We start from the raw sequence: 17,681 nt of genomic DNA, 5'->3' as shown, positions 1-17,681 counted from the left end.
TCGCTCGTGTACCTTTGCAGAGCCACCCATGCCCGCCGGGTTCTCACGCTCGATTCACGCGATCGCCACCGACGGCCACCGCGGCTCGATCGCCGGCGTCGCGATCGGCGCGGTCCTGCTCTCCGCCTGGCTCGCGTGGTTCTTCCTCGCGCGCGTCGGGCGGTACGAGACCAGCGTGAGCGCCCGCCTCGAGGTGGGCCAGGCGGCGCACCGCGTCGAGGCGCCGCTCGGCGGGAAGGTGGCCGCGGTCCACCTCGCCCTCGGGGCCGAGGTCGCCGCGGGAGACGTCCTCATCGAGCTCGACGTGGAGCCGCTCCGCCGCGAGATCGACGACAAGCAGGCCCGGCTCGCGGCGATCGCGGGGCAGATGGGGCCGCTCCGGGCCGAGATCGCGGCGCGGGGGCGGGCGCTGCGCGACGGGGAGGAGGCGGCGCGCGCGCACGTCGACGAGGCGAAGGCGCGGCTGCGGGAGGCCGAGGCGGGCGCGCGGTTCCAGGAGATCGAGGCGGAGCGGGCCGTGCGCCTGCGCCAGGACGGGCTCGTGTCCGAGGCCGAGGCGGCGCGGCTCGCGGCCGACGCGCAGTCGAGGCGCTCGGCGACCGAGGCGCTCGACCGCGCCGCCGCGCGCGCCTACGTCGAGCGGCGCGCCGGGCAGAGCGAGCAGCAGGCCGAGCTCGCGCGGCTCGACCGCGAGGCCGCCACCCTCGAGGGGGAGCGGCTCGTGCTGGAGGCGGCGATCAAGGGGCTGCTCGCCGAGATCGACCGGCGCAAGATCCGCTCGCCGATCGACGGGCGCGTCGGCGAGATCGCGGTGCTGCGGGCCGGGTCCTTCGTGCGCGAAGGGGACGTCGTGGCCGCCGTCGTGCCGCCCGGCGAGCTCCGGGTGATCGCGGAGTTCCCGCCCGCCTCCGTCGGGCGGATCCGCGCGGGGCAGGAGGGGCGCCTGCGCCTCGACGCGTTCCCGTGGACCGAGTACGGCACCCTGTCCACCACCGTCGACCGCGTCGCCAGCGAGGCGCAGGAGGGCCGCATCCGCGTGGAGCTCGGCGTGCGGTCCGATCCGGCGTCGCCGATCCCGATGCAGCACGGGCTCCCCGGGAGCGTCGTCATCGAGACCGAGCGCGTCTCGCCGGCCTCGCTCGTGCTGCGCGCCGCGGGGCAGATCGTGAGGGTCCGCGGCGGAGCGGGCGGGTGAAGGAGGGGACGACGAGCGCCGATCCCCGATCCGCGCCGGAGCGATCAGCGAACCCCCGTCGCCGCGCCTCGAGCCCGGAGCGGCGGCTCCTCGCGCCGGAGGTCGTGCAGACCTCGGCGATGGATTGCGGGCCGGCCACGCTCAAGTGCGTGCTCGAGGGCTTCGGCATCGGCGTGAGCTACGGCCGCCTGCGCGAGGCCTGCCAGACCGACGTCGACGGCACCTCCATCGACACCCTGGAGGACCTCGCGGGGCAGCTCGGGCTCGTGGCCCAGCAGATCCTCGTCCCGGCCGAGCACGTGCTGCTCGACGAGGCGCAGGCGCTGCCCGCCCTGGCGATCGTTCGGCAGTCGGCCGGGCCGCTCCACGTGGTCGTGCTCTGGCGACGGCACGGCGGCCTCGTGCAGGTGATGGACCCGGCCACGGGGCGCCGCTGGCTCACGCGACGGCAGCTCGAGGGCGAGCTCTACCAGCACGAGCTGCCCCTGTCCGCGGCGGACTTCCGCGACTGGGCGGCGAGCGACGGCTTCACGCGGCCGCTCGGGCGCCGGCTCGCCTGGCTCGGCGCGGGGGCGCAGCCGCTCGAGGCGGCGCTCTCGGAGCCGGGGTGGCGCGCGATCGCGGCGCTCGACGCCGGCGCGCGCCTGGTCACGTCGCTCGTGCGCTCCGGCGGCCTGGGCCGCGGTCGCGAGGCCGCGCGCGTGCTGGGCGCGCTGCTCGAGCAGGGGCCCGAGGCCGCGCGGGAGCAGATGATCCCGCCCACCTTCTGGACGGCGCACCCGATGCCGGCCGGCCCGCGCGGCGAGGATCGGGTCGTCGCGCGGGGCGCCGTGCTCGTGCGGATCCGCGGGCGGCGCCCGACGAGCCACGCCCGCGCCGCCGCTGCGCGCGGCGGCGCGCCGCGGGCCGCCGCGGCCGCGCCGTCGCCCCCCGGCGAGGCGAGCCCGAGCGCCGAGGCGCGCCTCCCCCCCGACGTCGCCGCCGCCCTCGCGGAGCGCCCGACAAGGCCCGCGCGCGAGCTGCTCCGGATGATCCGCGAGGACGGGCTGCTGACCCCCGCCGTGCTCGCCGGCGCGCTCGCGCTCAGCGTCGCGACGGTGGTGCTGGAGAGCCTCCTCTTCCGCGGGCTGCTCCAGATCTCGAACGATCTCGCGCTGTTCGAGCAGCGCCTCGCCGCCATCGGCGCCCTCGCCATGTTCCTCGCGGTGGAGCTCGCCATCGATCTCTCGCTGACCACCGGGGTGATCCGGCTCGGGCGGCACCTCGAGGTGCGGCTGCGGATGGCGTTCCTCGCGAAGATCCCGCGCATCGGCGATCGCTACTTCCACAGCCGCCCGGCCTCCGACATGGCGCAGCGCGGCCACAGCCTGCACGTGCTCCGCGCCCTGCCGGCGTTCGGCGGGCAGATCGCGCGCTCTGCGCTCGATCTCGCGGTCACCACGGCCGCGATCGTCTGGATCGATCCCGCGAGCGCGCGCCTCGCCGTGCCGTGCGCCGCGCTCGCGCTGGCGCTGCCGTTCGCGGGCAACCGCGTCCTCGTCGAGCGGGACCTGCGCGTCCGCACCCACGCCGGCGCGCTCACGAGCTTCTACCTCGACGCGCTCCTCGGCCTCGTGCCGATCCGGGCGCACGCGGCGGAGCGGGCCGTGCGGCGGCAGCACGCGGGCCTGCTCGGGGAGTGGGCGCTCGCCGGCCGCGCGCTGCTCCGCGCGGCCCTCGCCGTCGACGGGGCGCAGGCGCTGCTCGGCTTCGCGCTCGCCGCGTGGATCCTCGGCGACTTCCTCGCCCGCGGGGGCGCGCTCTCGCGGGCGCTCCTGCTCTTCTACTGGGCGCTCGCGCTGCCGGCGATCGGGCAGGCGCTCGCGGGCGCGCTGCTCCAGTACCCGGCGCAGCGCAACACGGCGCTGCGCCTGCTCGAGCCGCTCGGCGCGCCGGAGGAGCCGCGCGCCCGCGGCGCGTCCGGCGCGGCGCCGCCGGCGCGCGGCTCCTCCGGCGCCGAGGGCGCGGGCTGCGCGATCGCCTTCGAGCGGGTGCGCATCCAGGCCGCCGGCCACGTGATCCTCGACGGGGTCGATCTCCGGATCGCGGCGGGCAGCCACGTGGCGATCGTGGGGGCCTCGGGCGCGGGCAAGTCGAGCCTCGTCGGGGTGCTGCTCGGGTGGCACCGGGCGAGCGAGGGCAGGGTGCTCGTCGACGGCCGCCCGCTCGACGGCGAGCGGCTCCACGCCCTGCGCGAGGAGACCGCGTGGGTCGACCCGGCGGTGCAGATCTGGAACCGCTCGTTCCTCGACAACCTCCGCTACGGCGCGCCCGACGACGCGGCCGACTTCGGCGCCGTCGTCGAGGAGGCCGAGCTGCGCGAGGTGCTGGAGCGGCTGCCCGAAGGGCAGAAGACCCTGCTCGGCGAGGGCGGAGGGCTCGTCTCCGGCGGCGAGGGGCAGCGCGTGCGCTTCGGCCGGGCGATGCTGCGGAGCGAGGCGCGGCTCGCGATCCTCGACGAGCCGTTCCGCGGCCTCGACCGGGAGCGCCGCCGCGCGCTGCTCGCCCGGGCGCGGCGGCGCTTTCGTCGCGCGACGCTCCTCTGCGTCACCCACGACGTCGGCGAGACGCGCGCGTTCGAGCGCGTGCTCGTCGTGGACGGCGGGCGCGTGGTCGAGGACGGGGCGCCCGCCGAGCTCGCGGCGCGCCCCGGCTCGCGCTACCGCGCGCTGCTGGACGCCGAGGCGGCCGTGCAGCGAGGGCTCTGGTCGAGCGGCGGGTGGCGCCGGCTGAAGGTCGTGCGCGGGCGCATCGCCGGAGCGGCGGCGGAGGGCGCGGCGGCGCCGGCCGAGGCCGCGGCAGCGGCGGTGGAGGCCACGGCAGCGCCGGAGGGCGAGCGGAGGTGACGGCCGAGGCGCAACACGGGTGGGGAGCCGAGCCGGACGGCGCGCAGGCGCGACGCGGCCGGGGCGCTCGGCCGGGCGAGGCGGCCGACGCGCTCGGCGCCCTCGAGTGGCCGGCGGAGCGCCTCGGCGACGCGCTCGAGGCGCTCGCGCTGCAGGGCGGCCTCCGCCCGCGCGCGGTCGCGGCGCCCATCCCCACCGCCGGGCACCTCCGCAGCGCGGACGCGCTCGGCGCGTGGATCGATCAGGCCGCGGGCTACCTCGGCGTCGAGGCGGAGCCGATCGCGGCGCGCTACGACGAGGTCGGCGACGCGCTCCTGCGCGTCGCGCCCGCGCTCGTGTGGCTGCGCGGCGGCGAGGCGCAGCGCTTCCTCGCCGTCGTGGGGCGCAGCGGGCAGGCCCTCTCGGTGCTCCGCGCCGACCGCTCCACCGCCCGCGTGCCGGTCGAGGCGGTCCTCCGCCGCGTCGCCCGCCCGCTCGAGGCGCAGGTGCTCCCGGAGGTCGATCGCGTCCTCGAGCGCGCGGGCGTGCGGCCGCGGCGGCGCGCCCGCGCGCGGCAGGCCCTGCTCCGCGAGCGGCTCGGGCCCGTGGTCCTCGACGGCATCTGGAGCCTGCGCCCGCCGCCCGGCGCCTCGTTCGGGCGGCAGCTCGCGGCCGCGCGGATCCCGCGCCGCCTCCTCGGCCTGCTGGCCGCCCACGCGTCGGCCTACACGCTCTGGATCCTGGTGTGGACGACGGTGGGGCGCAGCATCCTCGACGACCACCTCGACGAGGGGTGGCTCTACGCCGGGGCGCTGCTGCTCGCGACGGTGGTCCCGCTGCGCCAGCTCATGGCGTGGCTGTCCGGCGTGGTCGCGATCGACGCCAGCGCGCTGATCAAGCAGCGCCTGCTCGCGGGCGCGCTCGCGCTCGACGCCGAGGAGGTGCGCAGCGAGGGCGCGGGCCGCTTCCTCGGGCGCGTGATCGAGTCCGAGGCGATCGAGGCGCTCGCGATGGGCGGCGGCGTCGGGGCCGTCGCGTCGGCGTTCGAGCTCGCGGCGGCGGCGGTCGTGCTCGCCCAGGGCGCGGCGGGCGCGCTCCACGCGCTCCTGCTCGTCGCCTGGGCGGCCCTGGTCGTCGCGCTCTGCGCGCGGTTCTACCGGCGCCGCGCGCGCTGGACCGCCGCGCGGCTCGCGATGACCCACGACCTCATCGAGCGCCTGGTCGGCCACCGGACCCGCCTCGCCCAGGAGCGGAGCGGCCGCTGGCACCACGGCGAGGACGAGGCGCTCTCCCAGTACCTCGCGCGCTCGCGCGAGCTCGACCGGAGCCAGATCGAGATCGGCGCGCTGATGCCGCGCGGCTGGCTCATCGCGGGGATCGCCGGCCTCCTGCCGCCGTTCCTCGCGGGCTCCGGCTCGACCGCGGCGTACGCGGTGGCGCTCGGCGGCGTCCTGCTCGCGAGCCGCGCGCTCCAGGGCCTGTCGGCCGGCCTGTCGAGCCTCGCCAGCGCGGCGATCGCGTGGGAGCAGGTCTCCACGCTCTTCGAGGCGGCCGCCCGCGGCGGGGCACCGCCGCCGCCCCTGCCGCCCGACGCGGGGCGCACGCCGCCCGGCGCGGGGCGCACGCCGCCCGGCGCGGGGCGCACGCCGCCCGGCGCGGGGCGCACGCCGCCCGGCGCGGGGCGCACGCCGCCCGGCGCGCCGGAGGGCGCGGGCAGCGCGGGGGACGCCGAGCGCCGCGCGCCCGCGGCGGTCCTGGAGGCGCACGAGCTGTCGTTCCGGCACAAGGGCAGGCCTCGCCCCGCGGTGGTCGACGCCTCGCTGCGGATCGCCGCGGGCGACCGCATCCTGCTCGAGGGGCCCTCGGGGGGAGGGAAGTCGACGCTGAGCGCGCTGCTCTCGGGGCTGCGCGCGCCCGACGCCGGGCTGCTCCTCTTGAACGGGCTCGATCGCCACATGCTGGGCGCCGCCGCGTGGCGCCGCCGCGTGGCCGCCGCGCCGCAGTTCCACGAGAACTACGTCCTCGGCGGGACGTTCGCGTACAACCTGCTGATGGGCAGGCGCTGGCCGCCGAGGCCCGACGATCTCGCCGAGGCCGAGGAGGTCTGCCGCGAGCTCGGCCTCGGCGAGCTGCTCGGCCGGATGCCCGCCGGGCTGGAGCAGGTGGTGGGCGAGACGGGCTGGCAGCTCTCGCACGGCGAGCGGAGCCGGCTCTACATCGCGCGCGCGCTCCTCCAGGGCGCCGAGGTCGTCGTGCTCGACGAGAGCTTCGCGGCGCTCGACCCCGAGACGCTGGAGCAGGCGCTGCGCTGCGTGCTCCGGCGCGCGCGCACGCTCGTGGTCATCGCGCACCCGTGACCGCGGAGGCGCGGCGGGCGAAGTCCGCTCCTCTCGGCGCTCGCTCGATGAGGCGAATCGAAAATGCCCTCCTCATCGGAGCCCGCCAGCATGGGTGAGGCACGCGCGCGCTCCAGGACCGCTCGATCATGCAATGCAGGCCAGTTCGTCTGTGCCGTCTCTCATCGTCGGTCGATCCCCGATTCCTCTCAGGCGACTCCGTAAGGCGCTATCGCTCGTCAGGTGAGCCAGGTAAACAGGACCGCTGCAAAGGGGACCGTCGAGCCTATCGGTGCTGGACGTCACGTGTGTTGCGCTTAGAATGTAACTCAATGCCGGAGAAGACGGAAAGACGGTTGCCTGTCGGCGCAGAGGTGCTCGCCGGGACCGGAAAAGGAGCGCACTTCCGCGTCTGGGCGCCCGCCCGGCGCCGGGTCGAGGTCGTCCTGGAGGCCGGGCCGGGGAGCGGTGAGACCGCCCTGCTGCGGCCCGAGGAGGGCGGTTACTTCGCGGCGCTCGTCCCGGCCGCGGCGGCCGGCACCCGCTACCGGTTCCGGCTCGACGACGACGAGAAGCTCTATCCCGATCCCGCCTCGCGCTCGCAGCCGGAGGGGCCGCACGGGCCCTCCGAGGTGATCGACCCCGCCGCGTTCGCGTGGAGCGACGCGGGCTTCCCGGGCGCCGGGCTCAAGGGGCAAGTCGTCTACGAGATGCACGTCGGCACCTTCACCCGGGAGGGCACCTGGGAGTCCGCCGCGCGCGAGCTGCCCGAGCTCGCCCGGATCGGCATCTCCTTGATCGAGCTGCTCCCGGTGAACGAGGTCCCCGGCCGGTTCAACTGGGGGTACGACGGCGTGGACCTCTTCGCGCCGACGCGCCTCTACGGCAGCCCCGACGATTTCCGCCGCTTCGTCGACGCGGCGCACCGCGTCGGGATCGGGGTGATCCTCGATGTCGTCTACAACCACCTCGGCCCGGACGGCAACTACCTCGGCCAGTTCTCCAAGGACTACTTCACCGATCGCCACAAGACCGACTGGGGCGCGGCCATCAACTTCGACGGCCCGCGATCCGAGGCGGTGAGGGAGTTCTTCCTCGCGAACGCCGGCTACTGGATCGAGGAGTACCACCTCGACGGCCTGCGGCTCGACGCGACCCAGAACATCTACGACGGCTCGAAGGACCACATCCTCGCCGCGATCGCGCGCCGCGTCCGGGAGGCCGCGAAGGGCAAGGAGACGTTCATCGTGGCCGAGAACGAGTCCCAGGAAGAGTGGCTGATCCGCGCGCCGGAGCGGGGCGGCTATGGGCTCGACGCCATCTGGAACGACGATTTCCACCACAGCGCCAAGGTGGCGCTCACCGGCCACAGCGAGGCCTACTACACGGATCACGAGGGCTCCCCGCAGGAGCTCATCTCCGCCGTCAAGCGGGGGTTCCTCTTCCAGGGGCAGCGCTACAAGTGGCAGAAGCAGCGGCGAGGGACCCCTGCGCTCGACGTGGATCCGGCCCGCTTCGTCCTCTTCCTGGAGAACCACGATCAGGTCGCCAACACGGCGAAGGGCGAGCGGCTCTATCACCTCACCTGCCCGGGGAAGTTCCGGGCGATGTCGGCGCTCCTCCTGCTCGCCCCGGGGACGCCCATGCTCTTTCAAGGGCAGGAGTTCGGGTCGTCGGCGCCGTTCCTCTTCTTCGCGGACCACAACCGCGATCTGGCGCCGCTCGTGCGCAAGGGGAGGGCGGAGTTCTTGGCGCAGTTCCCCTCCTGCGCCGCGCCCGAGGTCGTCTCGCGGCTCGACGCCCCCGACGACCCGCGGACCTTCGAGCGCTGCAAGCTCGACTTCTCCGAGCGCCAGCGCAACGCCGGCATCTACGCCCTCCACGAGGACCTGATCGCGCTCCGCCGGCGCGATCCCGTGATCCGGGCCCAGCGCCCGCGCGGCGTCGACGGGGCCGTCCTCTCGGGCCACGCGTTCCTCCTCCGCTACTTCGGCGACGACGGCGACGACCGTCTGCTCCTCGTCAACCTCGGGCGGGACATCCATCGAGGGTCCTTGCCGGAGCCGCTCTTCGCCCCGCCGCCGGGGCGCCGCTGGGAGACGTTGTGGTCCAGCGAATCCCCTCGTTACGGGGGACAAGGCAGTCCACCTGTCATCACCGAGGATGGCGTCCACATCCCGGGCGACGCGGCGATCCTCCTGCACCCCGTGGTCGGGACGCCGGTGCCCGAGAAGACGAGCGCCAACCCTCGCCCAGAGGAGCCCAAAAAGCATGTACGCTGACGAGATCTGCCGGATGATGGTCTGGTCCCGGGGCACCGGCCCCGCCTCGCACGACGACGCCGAGCACGGGGCGGACCCGCTCACGCGGGAATGGCTCGTCACGAACGGCCTCGGCGGCTACGCGTCAGGCACCATCTCCGGCGCGGTGACCCGTCGCTTCCACGGACTCTTGATCTCCGCGCTGCCGGCCCCCCTCGGCCGCACCATGATGCTCAGCGATCTGTCGACCCGGGTCATCACCTCGGACGGCAAGGTGGTTCAGGTGGGCGGTCAGGAGCCCTGGCTCGACGACAGCGCCGCGCAGGTCATCGACCTCGCCGAGTTCCGCCTGGAGGCCGGGCTCCCGGTGTGGCGCTACGAGGGCGCCGGGATGGCGTTCGAGCGGCGCCTCCTCCTGCCCCACGGGCAGAACACGGTCCACGTCACGTACACGCTCCTCGAGGGCGAAGGGCCGGTCCAGATCGAGCTCCAGCCGTGGGTGAACTTCCGCCCGCACGAGGGCGCGCTCGACCGGCCGGTCGCGGGCCCTTACGCGCTCACCGTGATCGAGGATCGCTACGAGCTCGCCTCGCCGAGCGACCTGCCGCCGCTCCGGCTCAAGGTCCAGGGCGCCCGGGCCGAGTTCAGGATCGACAGCGCCCGCCTGCGCAACGTGCGCTACCGGATCGAGCAGAGCCGCGGGTACGACGCGGTCGGCGAGTTCTACAGCCCCGGCCGCTTCGGCCTCGAGCTCCCCGTCTCCGGCAGCGTGACCCTCGTCGCGTCGACCGAGCCCTGGGAGACGATCAACGCGCTCTCCACGGAGGAGGTGCAGCGCGCCGAGCGCAAGCGCCGCACCCGGCTCCTGCTCGCCGCGGCGCCCGAGGTCCGCTCCGGGCCGCCGGCGGAGCTCATCCTCGGGGCGGATCAGTTCCTCATCACCCCCGCGGGCCGCGTCGAGGACGCCGCCCGCGCGCGGGCCGCCGGGGACGAGGTGCGCACCGTCATCGCGGGCTATCACTGGTTCACCGACTGGGGGCGGGACACCATGATCAGCCTCGAGGGGCTGACGCTCGTCACCGGGCGTCACACCGAGGCGGGCTACATCCTGCGCACGTTCGCCCATTACGTGAAGGACGGGCTCATCCCCAACATGTTCCCGGAGGGCAAGAATGACGGGCTCTACCACACCGCCGACGCCACCCTCTGGTTCTTCCACGCGCTCGATCGCTACCTGACCTACACCGGCGATCGCGAGACGCTCCGGCTCGTGCTCCCGACGTTGATCGATATCGTCGAGCACCACACCCGCGGGACGCGCTTCGGGATCGGCGTCGACCCGAAGGACGGCCTCGTCCGTCAAGGGGAAGAGGGCTATCAGCTGACCTGGATGGACGCCAAGGTCGGCGATTACGTGGTCACCCCCCGCCGCGGGAAGGCGGTGGAGATCAACGCGCTCTGGTACAACGCCCTGCGCCTCATCGAGCGCTGGGTGCGCGAGTCCGAGGGCGACGATGCGGCGCGGCGCTACGGCGGGGCCGCCGAGCAGGTCAAGGCCTCGTTCAACCGGCGCTTCTGGTCCGACGAGCTGGGCTATCTCTACGACGTGCTCGACGGCGAGCAGGGGGACGACGACGCCTTCCGGCCCAACCAGATCTTCGCGATCTCGCTGCCGCACCCGGTCCTCGACGCCGCCCGCTGGAAGGGGATCGTCGATCAGGTGAAGGCGCGGCTCTGGACGCCCGTGGGCCTCAGGTCGCTCGCCCCGGGGCACCCCGATTACAAGCCGAAGTACTTCGGCGATCTCCGCGCGCGGGACATGGCCTATCACCAGGGCACCGTGTGGGGGTGGCTCATGGGCCCCTTCATCGACGCCTGGCTGAAGGTGTATCCCGCCGATCTCGCCGGGGCGCGGAGCCTGCTCGAGGGCTTCACCCCGCACCTCGACGAGGCCTGCGCCGGGTCGATCAGCGAGATCTTCGACGCCGAGCCGCCGTTCACGCCCCGCGGGTGCGTCGCCCAGGCGTGGAGCGTGGCCGAGGTGCTCCGGGCCTACGCCCGGACGGCCCGCTCGGCGGGCTGAGCGCCGGCCCCCCCCGCGCCGAGAGGTCCCGGGGCGGTGGAGCGCTGTTCGTTCGCCGCCCCTCAGAACATCACGGGCACCGCCGCCGGGCCGCGGATCAGGGACCACTCGCTCCATTCGATCTCGTCCGGCGAGACGTCGAGCTCGAGCCTCGGGAGCCTCCGGAAGAGCGTCGAGAGGGCGATGGCGGCCTCGAGCCGCGCGAGCGTCGCGCCCAGGCAGAAGTGGATCCCGCTCCCGAAGGCGAGGTGCCGGTTCGGCGAGCGGCCGATGTCGAAGCGATCCGGCTCCGGAAAGTGCGCCGGATCCCGGTTCGCGGCCAGGAGCCCCGCCACGACCCCTTCTCCCGCTGGCACGCGCACGCCGAGCAGCTCGATGTCCTCGAGCGGCCAGCGGACCGTCGAGAGCTCGGCCGGGCCCTCGCAGCGCAGCATCTCCTCGACCGCGGAGCCGATGAGCCCGGGATCCTGCTCGAGCCGCCGTCGCTCCTCGGGGTGCGAGAACAGGAGGAGCGCGCCGCTGGCGATGAGGTGCACCGTGGTCTCGTGGCCGGCGACGAGCAGCAGGAACACCGTGCTCGAGACCTCTTCTGGGCTGAGCTTGTGCTCCTGCTCCTCGGCGAGCAGGAGCTCGCTGATCAGGTCGTCGCCCGGAGCCTTGCGGCGCTCCGCGAAGAGCGCCTGGAGGTACGCCGCCAGCTCCTCCGTCGTGCGCTGCGCGCGCTCCAGGAGCACGCGATCGATCGAGGGGGCGAGGAGGATCTTGGTCCACCGGCGGAACTGGTCGCGATCCTCGAGGGGGAGGCCGAGGAGCTCGGCGATGACCGCGATGGGGAGCAGAAACGCGAAATCGGCCACGAGCTCCATGCGACGCCGGTCCACCGCCGCGTCGATGAGCTCGCCCGTGATCGCCTGGATGCGCGGGCGGAGACCCTCCATCGCCCTCGCCGAGAAGGCCCGCTGGAGGAGACCCCTGAGCCGCGTGTGATCCGGCGGATCGGCGTCGAGCATGTGCCGATCCAGCATGATCGAGCGCTCGCCGAGCGGGCGGTAACGATCGCGCACCTCGACGGGGAGCTTGCGGAAATCCCGGATCAAGCGAGGATCCTTGAGGAGCTCCACGCAGTCGTCGTAGCGCGTGGCCGTCCAGATAGGCACGTCGAGGCGAGGGTGGATGAGGCGATGCATGCGCCCCGCGGCCCGCATGCGCGCGTAGATGGAGTGCGGCTCGGCGCGGCCCCTCGGACGGAACAGCTCCGGAAAAGCGCTCTGGTCGATCATGACTCCCCCGTCCATGACTCCCCCGTCCCGTCGCGTCCGGCTGTCCGAGGCGATGCTCGCGTGCGCGGGGCGCGTCAGGAGGAGTGCATGATGGAGATCGGTGTGCCGTCAAGCCGCGCGGGCCGTGGTCACGCGCGGCCGGGCGGCGCGCGTAAAGTGCGATAAGTTGCGGAAATTATTGAATTTTATGCCTTCGCGGCCGGCTCCGACCCAGGCCGCCGCGCCGGCGCTCACGGCGCGTCGCCGGCGCCGAGCAGCCGCGAGATCAGCGTGTGCTCCACGTCGTCGAGCGCCTCGCGCAGGTACGCCGGGTCGTCGAGGCGGATGGCGTCGTCGCCCTCGCGCGCCTCGGCGGGGAGCTTGTTCTTGAGGCTCGCGAACTCGCGCAGCAGCGAGGAGAGGCCCGCCTCGTCGTCGCGCAGCCCGCGCAGCGACCGCGTGAGCTGGCCGATGGCGTCGTCCCGCTCCTCGAGCGCGCCCACCTCGAGCGGGGCCAGCGTCCGGGAGAGCACGCGCTCGATCCAGAGCCCGCCGCCGAGGTCGTTGGCGATCGCGCGGATCTGCCCCGTCCAGCGCTCGAAGTCGGCGCGGAGCGCGGCGTGGGCCGGCGTCGCGCCGCACAGGATCACCCGCGCGGCCAGCGTGCGCCCGTCCGCCTCGGCGAGGCGCTGCTCGAGCTGCTCGCGCGTCAGATCCACGATGTCGTCGGCGCTCGCGGCCGGGGAGAGATCGACCTCGCAGGCGCACCAGCGGACCACGTCGAGGGGGCGGTGCTCGACCGAGGCGATGCGGCCCTCGTCCACCGTGACGAGGAGGGCGCCCTTCTCGCCGGTCTCGCGGGCGTGGCGGCCCTGGAGGTTGCCGGAAAAGGCGATGTACGGATCCTCCGAGAGCACCTCCCGCGTGTGCACGTGGCCGAGCGCCCAGTAGTCGTATCGCTTGCCGACGAGGGTGTTCAGGCTGCAAGGAGCGTAGTTGTCGTGGCCCTCGCGGCCGCCCAGGCAGGTGTGGAGCAGCCCGATGTTGAACAGGCCCGCCAGCGCGTCCGGGTAGCCGGCGGCGAGATCGTCGGTGACCGCCTTTGTCGCGAAGCTCTGCCCGTGCACCGCGACCCCGAGCCGCTCGAAGACGACCGTCTCGGGGCTCTTCGGGTCGAGCCGGCGGGCGTTCTCGGGGAGCTCCAGGTGACGCGTGATGTGGCTCTCGGCGTCGTGATTGCCGCTCAGGAGCACCACGTCCACCCGGGCGGCGCGCAGCCGGGAGAGCTGCGCGGCGAAGAACAGGCCCGTGCTGTAGTCCCTCCAGTCGCCGTCGTAGATGTCGCCGGCGAGGAGCAGGAGGTCGACCTCCTCGGTGAGGCAGAGGCTCACGAGGTTCTCGAGCGCGCGGCGGGTGGCGCCGCGGATCTGCTCGACCGGGGCGCCGGGGTAACGGTCGAGGCCGCGGAGGGGGCTGTCGATGTGGAGGTCGGCGGCGTGGACGAACTTCATGGGCTGCGCGGCCCGAGCTTAGCCGCTCCGCGCCGGGAGCGCTGCTCATCCGATGAGGTTCGCGCCCGCGGGCGGCCGGCGCCGGCGGGCGCCTTGACGCGCGGGGCGGGCTGTCGTGCAGTGGTCGTCCGATGCCGCGCCCGCCGTCACGCCTCACGCCGACCGCGGAGCGACGCCTCGCCGGGGGGAGGGCGTCGAACCGTTGAGCACGGCGGCCGCGCTGCTCCGGCGGGTCTGCGACGTGAAGGAAGGCGAGGTCTCCGCGCTGCTCTGGAGCTTCGCGTACTTCTTCTGCGTCCTCTGCAGCTATTACATCCTGCGGCCCGTCCGTGAGGAGATGGGCATCTCGGGCGGCATGGACAAGCTGCCATGGCTGTTCACGGCGGTGTTCGCGACGATGCTCGCGGCCGTGCCGGCCTTCTCCGCGCTCGTGGCGCGGCTGCCGCGGCGGCGGTTCATCCCGATCGTCTATCGCTTCTTCGCGTCGAACCTCCTCGTCTTCTTCGGGCTGCTCGCGCTCGACGCGCCGCGCGCCACGGTGGGGAAGGTGTTCTATGTCTGGCTGAGCGTCTTCAACCTGTTCGTCGTGTCGGTGTTCTGGGGGTTCATGGCGGACGTCTGGCGCAGCGAGCAAGGCAAGCGCCTCTTCGGCGTCATCGCCGCCGGCGGCAGCGCCGGCGCGCTCGTCGGCTCGCTCGTCACGGCCGCGCAGGCGCGGCAGATCGGGACCGCGAACCTCCTCCTCCTGTCGGCGGCGCTGCTCGAGCTCGCCGTGCTCTGCGTGACGCGGCTGAACCGCCTCGCCGGCCGGCTCGCCGGCGATGCGGCGCCGCCCGAGGCGAGCGCCGCGGAGGAGCGCATCGGCGGGGGCGCGCTCCGCGGGGTGACGCTCGTCCTCGGGTCGCCGTACCTCCTCGGGATCTGCGCGCAGACGCTCTTTTTATCGATCACCGCGACGGTGCTCTACTTCGAGCAGGCGCGGATCGTCGCCGCCGAATCGATGGATCCCGCGCGGCGGACCGCGATGTTCGCCTCCATCGATCTCACCGTGAACGTGATCACCATCGTCGTGCAGGTGCTCGTGACCGGCAGGCTCATGACGCGGGTGGGCCTCGGGGTCGCGCTCGCGGTGGTGCCGGTGGTCACGGGCGTCGGGTTCCTCGCGCTGGCGGCGCGGCCGACCCTCTCGATGATCGCCGGCTTCCAGGGGCTCCGGCGGGCGATCCACTACGCGGTGGACCGGCCGGCGCGGGAGATCCTGTTCACGGTGGTCGCGCGAGAGGAGAAGTACAAGGCGAAGAGCTTCATCGACACCGTGGCGTTCCGGGGCGGGGACGCCGCGAGCGCGTGGGCGCTGTCGGGGCTGTCGGCGCTCGGGGTGAAGGCGGCGGGGCTGTCGCTCCTGATGGTGCCGGTCGCGGGGGGGTGGGTGCTGCTGAGCCGCTACCTGGCGAGGCGGCAGGCGGAGCGCGCGCGAGGGGAGGGGGGATGAGGGGGGCGCGGGTTTCGTGGGTCGGATATCCCGCCAGGAAAAACGGCCGATGACGAGCGGTCGCTGGAAACAATAGCAGTTTTGATAGTTTCCGCCGTAGCCGCTCCGCAGAGCGCGTTCTGAAGCGTGCTTGTGGAAGGCGGCCACGTGCGTAGAGTCGCGGTGCGATGACGAAGCGACGGAGCGGGGAGGAGGGAGTCGAAGTCCCGAGCCTGACGACGGCGGTGCTGAAGCTGTCCGCGCCGCATGTCGCGTGGCAAGGCCGCGAGGACGCCCCCGCCCGCGCGAAGGGGCGCCCGCGTGGCGCGGCCGGGCAGGAGGAGCGCGCGGGATCTGCCGAGGCCACAGGCGTGCGGCGCCGCAAGAGCGCCGCCCAGCCGTCCGCGGACGAGGTGGGCGAACGGCGGCCGACCCGAGGCGCGGACAAGCAGCGCCGAAGCGAAGCGACCCGAAGGCGCCCCGCGAAGACGAGCTCGACGGTGGCGGGACGAAGCGACGACAGCACCGGCTCGACGCGCCGACGCACCTCGGCGCGGACGCGGAAAGGACGCGCGCCTGACTCGGCCGCTCCGGACGCGACGAGCGCTGTGGGCGCGACGGAAGCGGACGACGCGGCGCGATCAGCGGTCGCGGAAGGCGAGCCGCGAGCCGGTGATCCGAGCCAGGTCCAGGTACTTGAGCCGCCCCTCGGCGATGAGGCGTTGTCGCGTCGCGACCCAGTTGTTGGGACTCAGGTCGAGGATGCGACTGAGCGGATAGCTGGGAGCCACGGTCAGGATCTCCTGCAAGTACAGCTCGGGGTCGAGCCCGTGCATCTGGCAGGTCGCGATGAGCGACGTGATGGCACACGCCCGGACAGCATGCTCGTCGCTGCCGTGGAAGAGCCAGTTGCGCCGCCCCTTGACGACGCGGCGCAGAGCCCTCTCACTGGCATTGTTGTGGATGGGGATCTCCCCGTTGGAGAGGAACTCGCAGAGCGCCTCCCTCTGGTTGTGCAGGTAGACCAGCCCTTCGCGCAACGGCGAATGCTCCGGGACGACCTGCCGCTGCGCCTCGACCCAGGCGAAGAGCTTCTCAATCAGCGGTGCGGACTCGCGCTGCCGGAGCTCGAGACGCTCGTCCGGGCTGCACAGGGCGCATTCCTCCTCGACGCGGAAGAGCGCCTGGATGGCCTGGAGCGCGAACGCCGCCTCCGTGCCCGCCCCGGCCTTGAACGCCTTGAAGAAGCGCCTTCGTGCATGGCTCCAGCAGCCGGCCTCGCGCGCTTTGCCCGGCCCGAACAGCACGTTGTGGTTGGCCGAGGCATCGGCGACGAGCGTCCCCTGGTAGCCGCCGAAGAGCTTCGCGACGGTGGGGCCGTCGTACGTCGGTGTATAGCGAAACAGCACCCCATCGCCCGGCGCGACCAGGACGAAGACATGCCCATAGCGGTGCTTGTCCTTGGCCCGGATGGCGGTGCCCGTCGCATCCATGGCGAACCACGACCGCGAGAGCGCGTTGCTCCACATGGCATCGGCGATGCGCATCGCGATGCCACCGCAATCGTACTGCCAGCGTGTCATGTTGCCGCGGCCGATGCGGAAGCCGTGGCGATCCGACTCCACCTCTTGCCGGTAGTAGGGCATGTGGTAGTCGAGCTTGTGGACGAACAGGTGGGCCAAGAGGCTCGGGTCAGCAAGGCACCTGTCGATCGGGCGCTCCGGCAGCGCGGCGATCTTCACCGGTCCGCCGCTGTCCTGCGCAGCATCCGACTCGGGCGTGTAGCGTACGAGGACGCCGTCGACGAAGGGGCTTTGCTTGAAGCCCGTGTCCGCGGGGATCCCCAGGAGCTCGTGCTCTCGCACGAGCAGCGGCTCGTCCAGCTCGTGCGTGAAGGCCGGTCCACCGGCTGGCGAAGGAGCCGGCTCCTCTTCAGCTCCGCTGCTCGCCGCCGGTGCCTCCGCCTTGGCCACGTACTTGGGGCGACGCGTGACGATCTCGATGGGGCCGCCACGCCGGTAGCCGATGACCGAGCTGTCTTCGGCGCCCACACGCTCGAAGCGCTCGATGCCTTTGAGCAGCACCTCCGGCGGCAGCGACTCGATGACCACCCTCGGGATGACACCGATGCGACGGCGCCCGTGCTCGTGGCGCTTGGCTCGCTTGCCACCTCCGGGATCCGAGCCGGAGGAGGACTCTGCCGCCGCCACGCGCTCCGGCGCGCTCGCGGGGCCCGGCGGCTGGTTGCTACCGTCGCTCGGGTCCGCATCGGGCGAGGCGCAGTGCTCGGTCTGCGACGAAGCTGGAGCCGGACAGGCGCCTGGCGCGCCGGCCAGCGAAAGCCGCAGCTGGTCAGGCGAGACCTGCTCGGAGACGTGTCGCCGGAACCCGATCTCCAAGGTCCGAATCGTCTCCTGCAGCTGTTGATTGTACGCCTTGAGCGACTCGACAGTGCGAGCGAGCTCGTGGGCCTGCTGCTCCGCCGTCGAGAGCTCGGCCAGCCTCGCCTCGAGCTCCTGCACCCGCCGGAGCAGCGCGTCGACCGCCGACCCGGGGTCGGCGGGGCTCCCCTGGGCTTGTCCCCTGGCCTGGAGGTAGCCGAGCACGAGCGCCGCACCGTCAAGGCGCTCTGGCTCCGCCGACTGCGGCAGCGCGGTCTCACCGGATCGTGTCGTCGAGGTCAAGGCGCGCCATGGATGCC

Annotated in this window: 9 protein-coding genes; 6 read left to right on the top strand and 3 right to left on the bottom strand. The window is 73.6% G+C overall.

Features of this window, described 5'->3' with window-relative positions; all coding sequences use genetic code 11:
• Positions 1–28: 28 nt before the first annotated feature.
• From NQZ70_RS42215 to NQZ70_RS42195, 5 genes are all read left to right on the top strand, one after another.
• Positions 29–1,195 carry an HlyD family secretion protein gene (locus tag NQZ70_RS42215; RefSeq protein ID WP_129579275.1) on the top strand — a complete coding sequence of 389 codons (1,167 nt, stop codon included), beginning with the start codon at positions 29–31 and terminating at the stop codon, positions 1,193–1,195.
• Positions 1,192–4,080 (top strand): ATP-binding cassette domain-containing protein, encoded by a 2,889-nt coding sequence (locus NQZ70_RS42210; protein ID WP_272826712.1) that lies wholly within the window; start codon positions 1,192–1,194, stop codon positions 4,078–4,080. Before NQZ70_RS42215 ends, NQZ70_RS42210 begins: the two co-directional genes overlap by 4 nt.
• Positions 4,077–6,416: an ATP-binding cassette domain-containing protein gene (locus tag NQZ70_RS42205; RefSeq protein ID WP_129579274.1), complete on the top strand. Its 2,340-nt coding sequence runs from the start codon at positions 4,077–4,079 to the stop codon at positions 6,414–6,416. The genes NQZ70_RS42210 and NQZ70_RS42205 overlap by 4 nt, the downstream gene beginning before the upstream one ends.
• Positions 6,417–6,727: 311 nt before the next feature.
• Positions 6,728–8,677, top strand: a complete 1,950-nt coding sequence (gene treZ, locus NQZ70_RS42200) for a malto-oligosyltrehalose trehalohydrolase (protein ID WP_129579273.1) — start codon at positions 6,728–6,730, stop codon at positions 8,675–8,677.
• A complete protein-coding gene (locus NQZ70_RS42195) occupies positions 8,667–10,739 on the top strand; it encodes an amylo-alpha-1,6-glucosidase (RefSeq protein WP_129579272.1) in 2,073 nt (690 codons plus the stop codon). Before treZ ends, NQZ70_RS42195 begins: the two co-directional genes overlap by 11 nt.
• Before the next feature lie 62 nt (positions 10,740–10,801).
• On the opposite strand, the gene NQZ70_RS42190 is transcribed toward NQZ70_RS42195, so the two are convergent.
• Complete coding sequence (locus tag NQZ70_RS42190) at positions 10,802–12,019, bottom strand: cytochrome P450 (protein WP_237244549.1); 1,218 nt, start codon at positions 12,017–12,019, stop codon at positions 10,802–10,804.
• A gap of 230 nt (positions 12,020–12,249) precedes the next feature.
• On the bottom strand, positions 12,250–13,509 hold the full coding sequence (locus tag NQZ70_RS42185) for a DNA repair exonuclease (RefSeq protein ID WP_129579270.1): 1,260 nt from the start codon (positions 13,507–13,509) through the stop codon (positions 12,250–12,252).
• A 202-nt stretch (positions 13,510–13,711) separates the two neighbouring features.
• On the opposite strand from NQZ70_RS42185, the gene NQZ70_RS42180 reads away from it, so the two are divergent.
• Positions 13,712–15,001 carry an NTP/NDP exchange transporter gene (locus NQZ70_RS42180; RefSeq protein WP_129579269.1) on the top strand — a complete coding sequence of 430 codons (1,290 nt, stop codon included), beginning with the start codon at positions 13,712–13,714 and terminating at the stop codon, positions 14,999–15,001.
• Between the two features lie 620 nt (positions 15,002–15,621).
• On the opposite strand, the gene tnpC is transcribed toward NQZ70_RS42180, so the two are convergent.
• Positions 15,622–17,664 (bottom strand): IS66 family transposase, encoded by a 2,043-nt coding sequence (gene tnpC / locus NQZ70_RS42175; protein WP_165374004.1) that lies wholly within the window; start codon positions 17,662–17,664, stop codon positions 15,622–15,624.
• Positions 17,665–17,681: the final 17 nt, after the last annotated feature.

It is taken from the genome of Sorangium sp. So ce836 (assembly GCF_028553905.1).
In the GTDB taxonomy this organism is placed as follows: Bacteria; Myxococcota_A; Polyangia; order Polyangiales; family Polyangiaceae; genus Sorangium; species Sorangium cellulosum_D.
The sequence above is the reverse complement of the archived record's forward strand: the minus strand, read 5'-3'. Positions and strand labels throughout refer to the sequence as shown.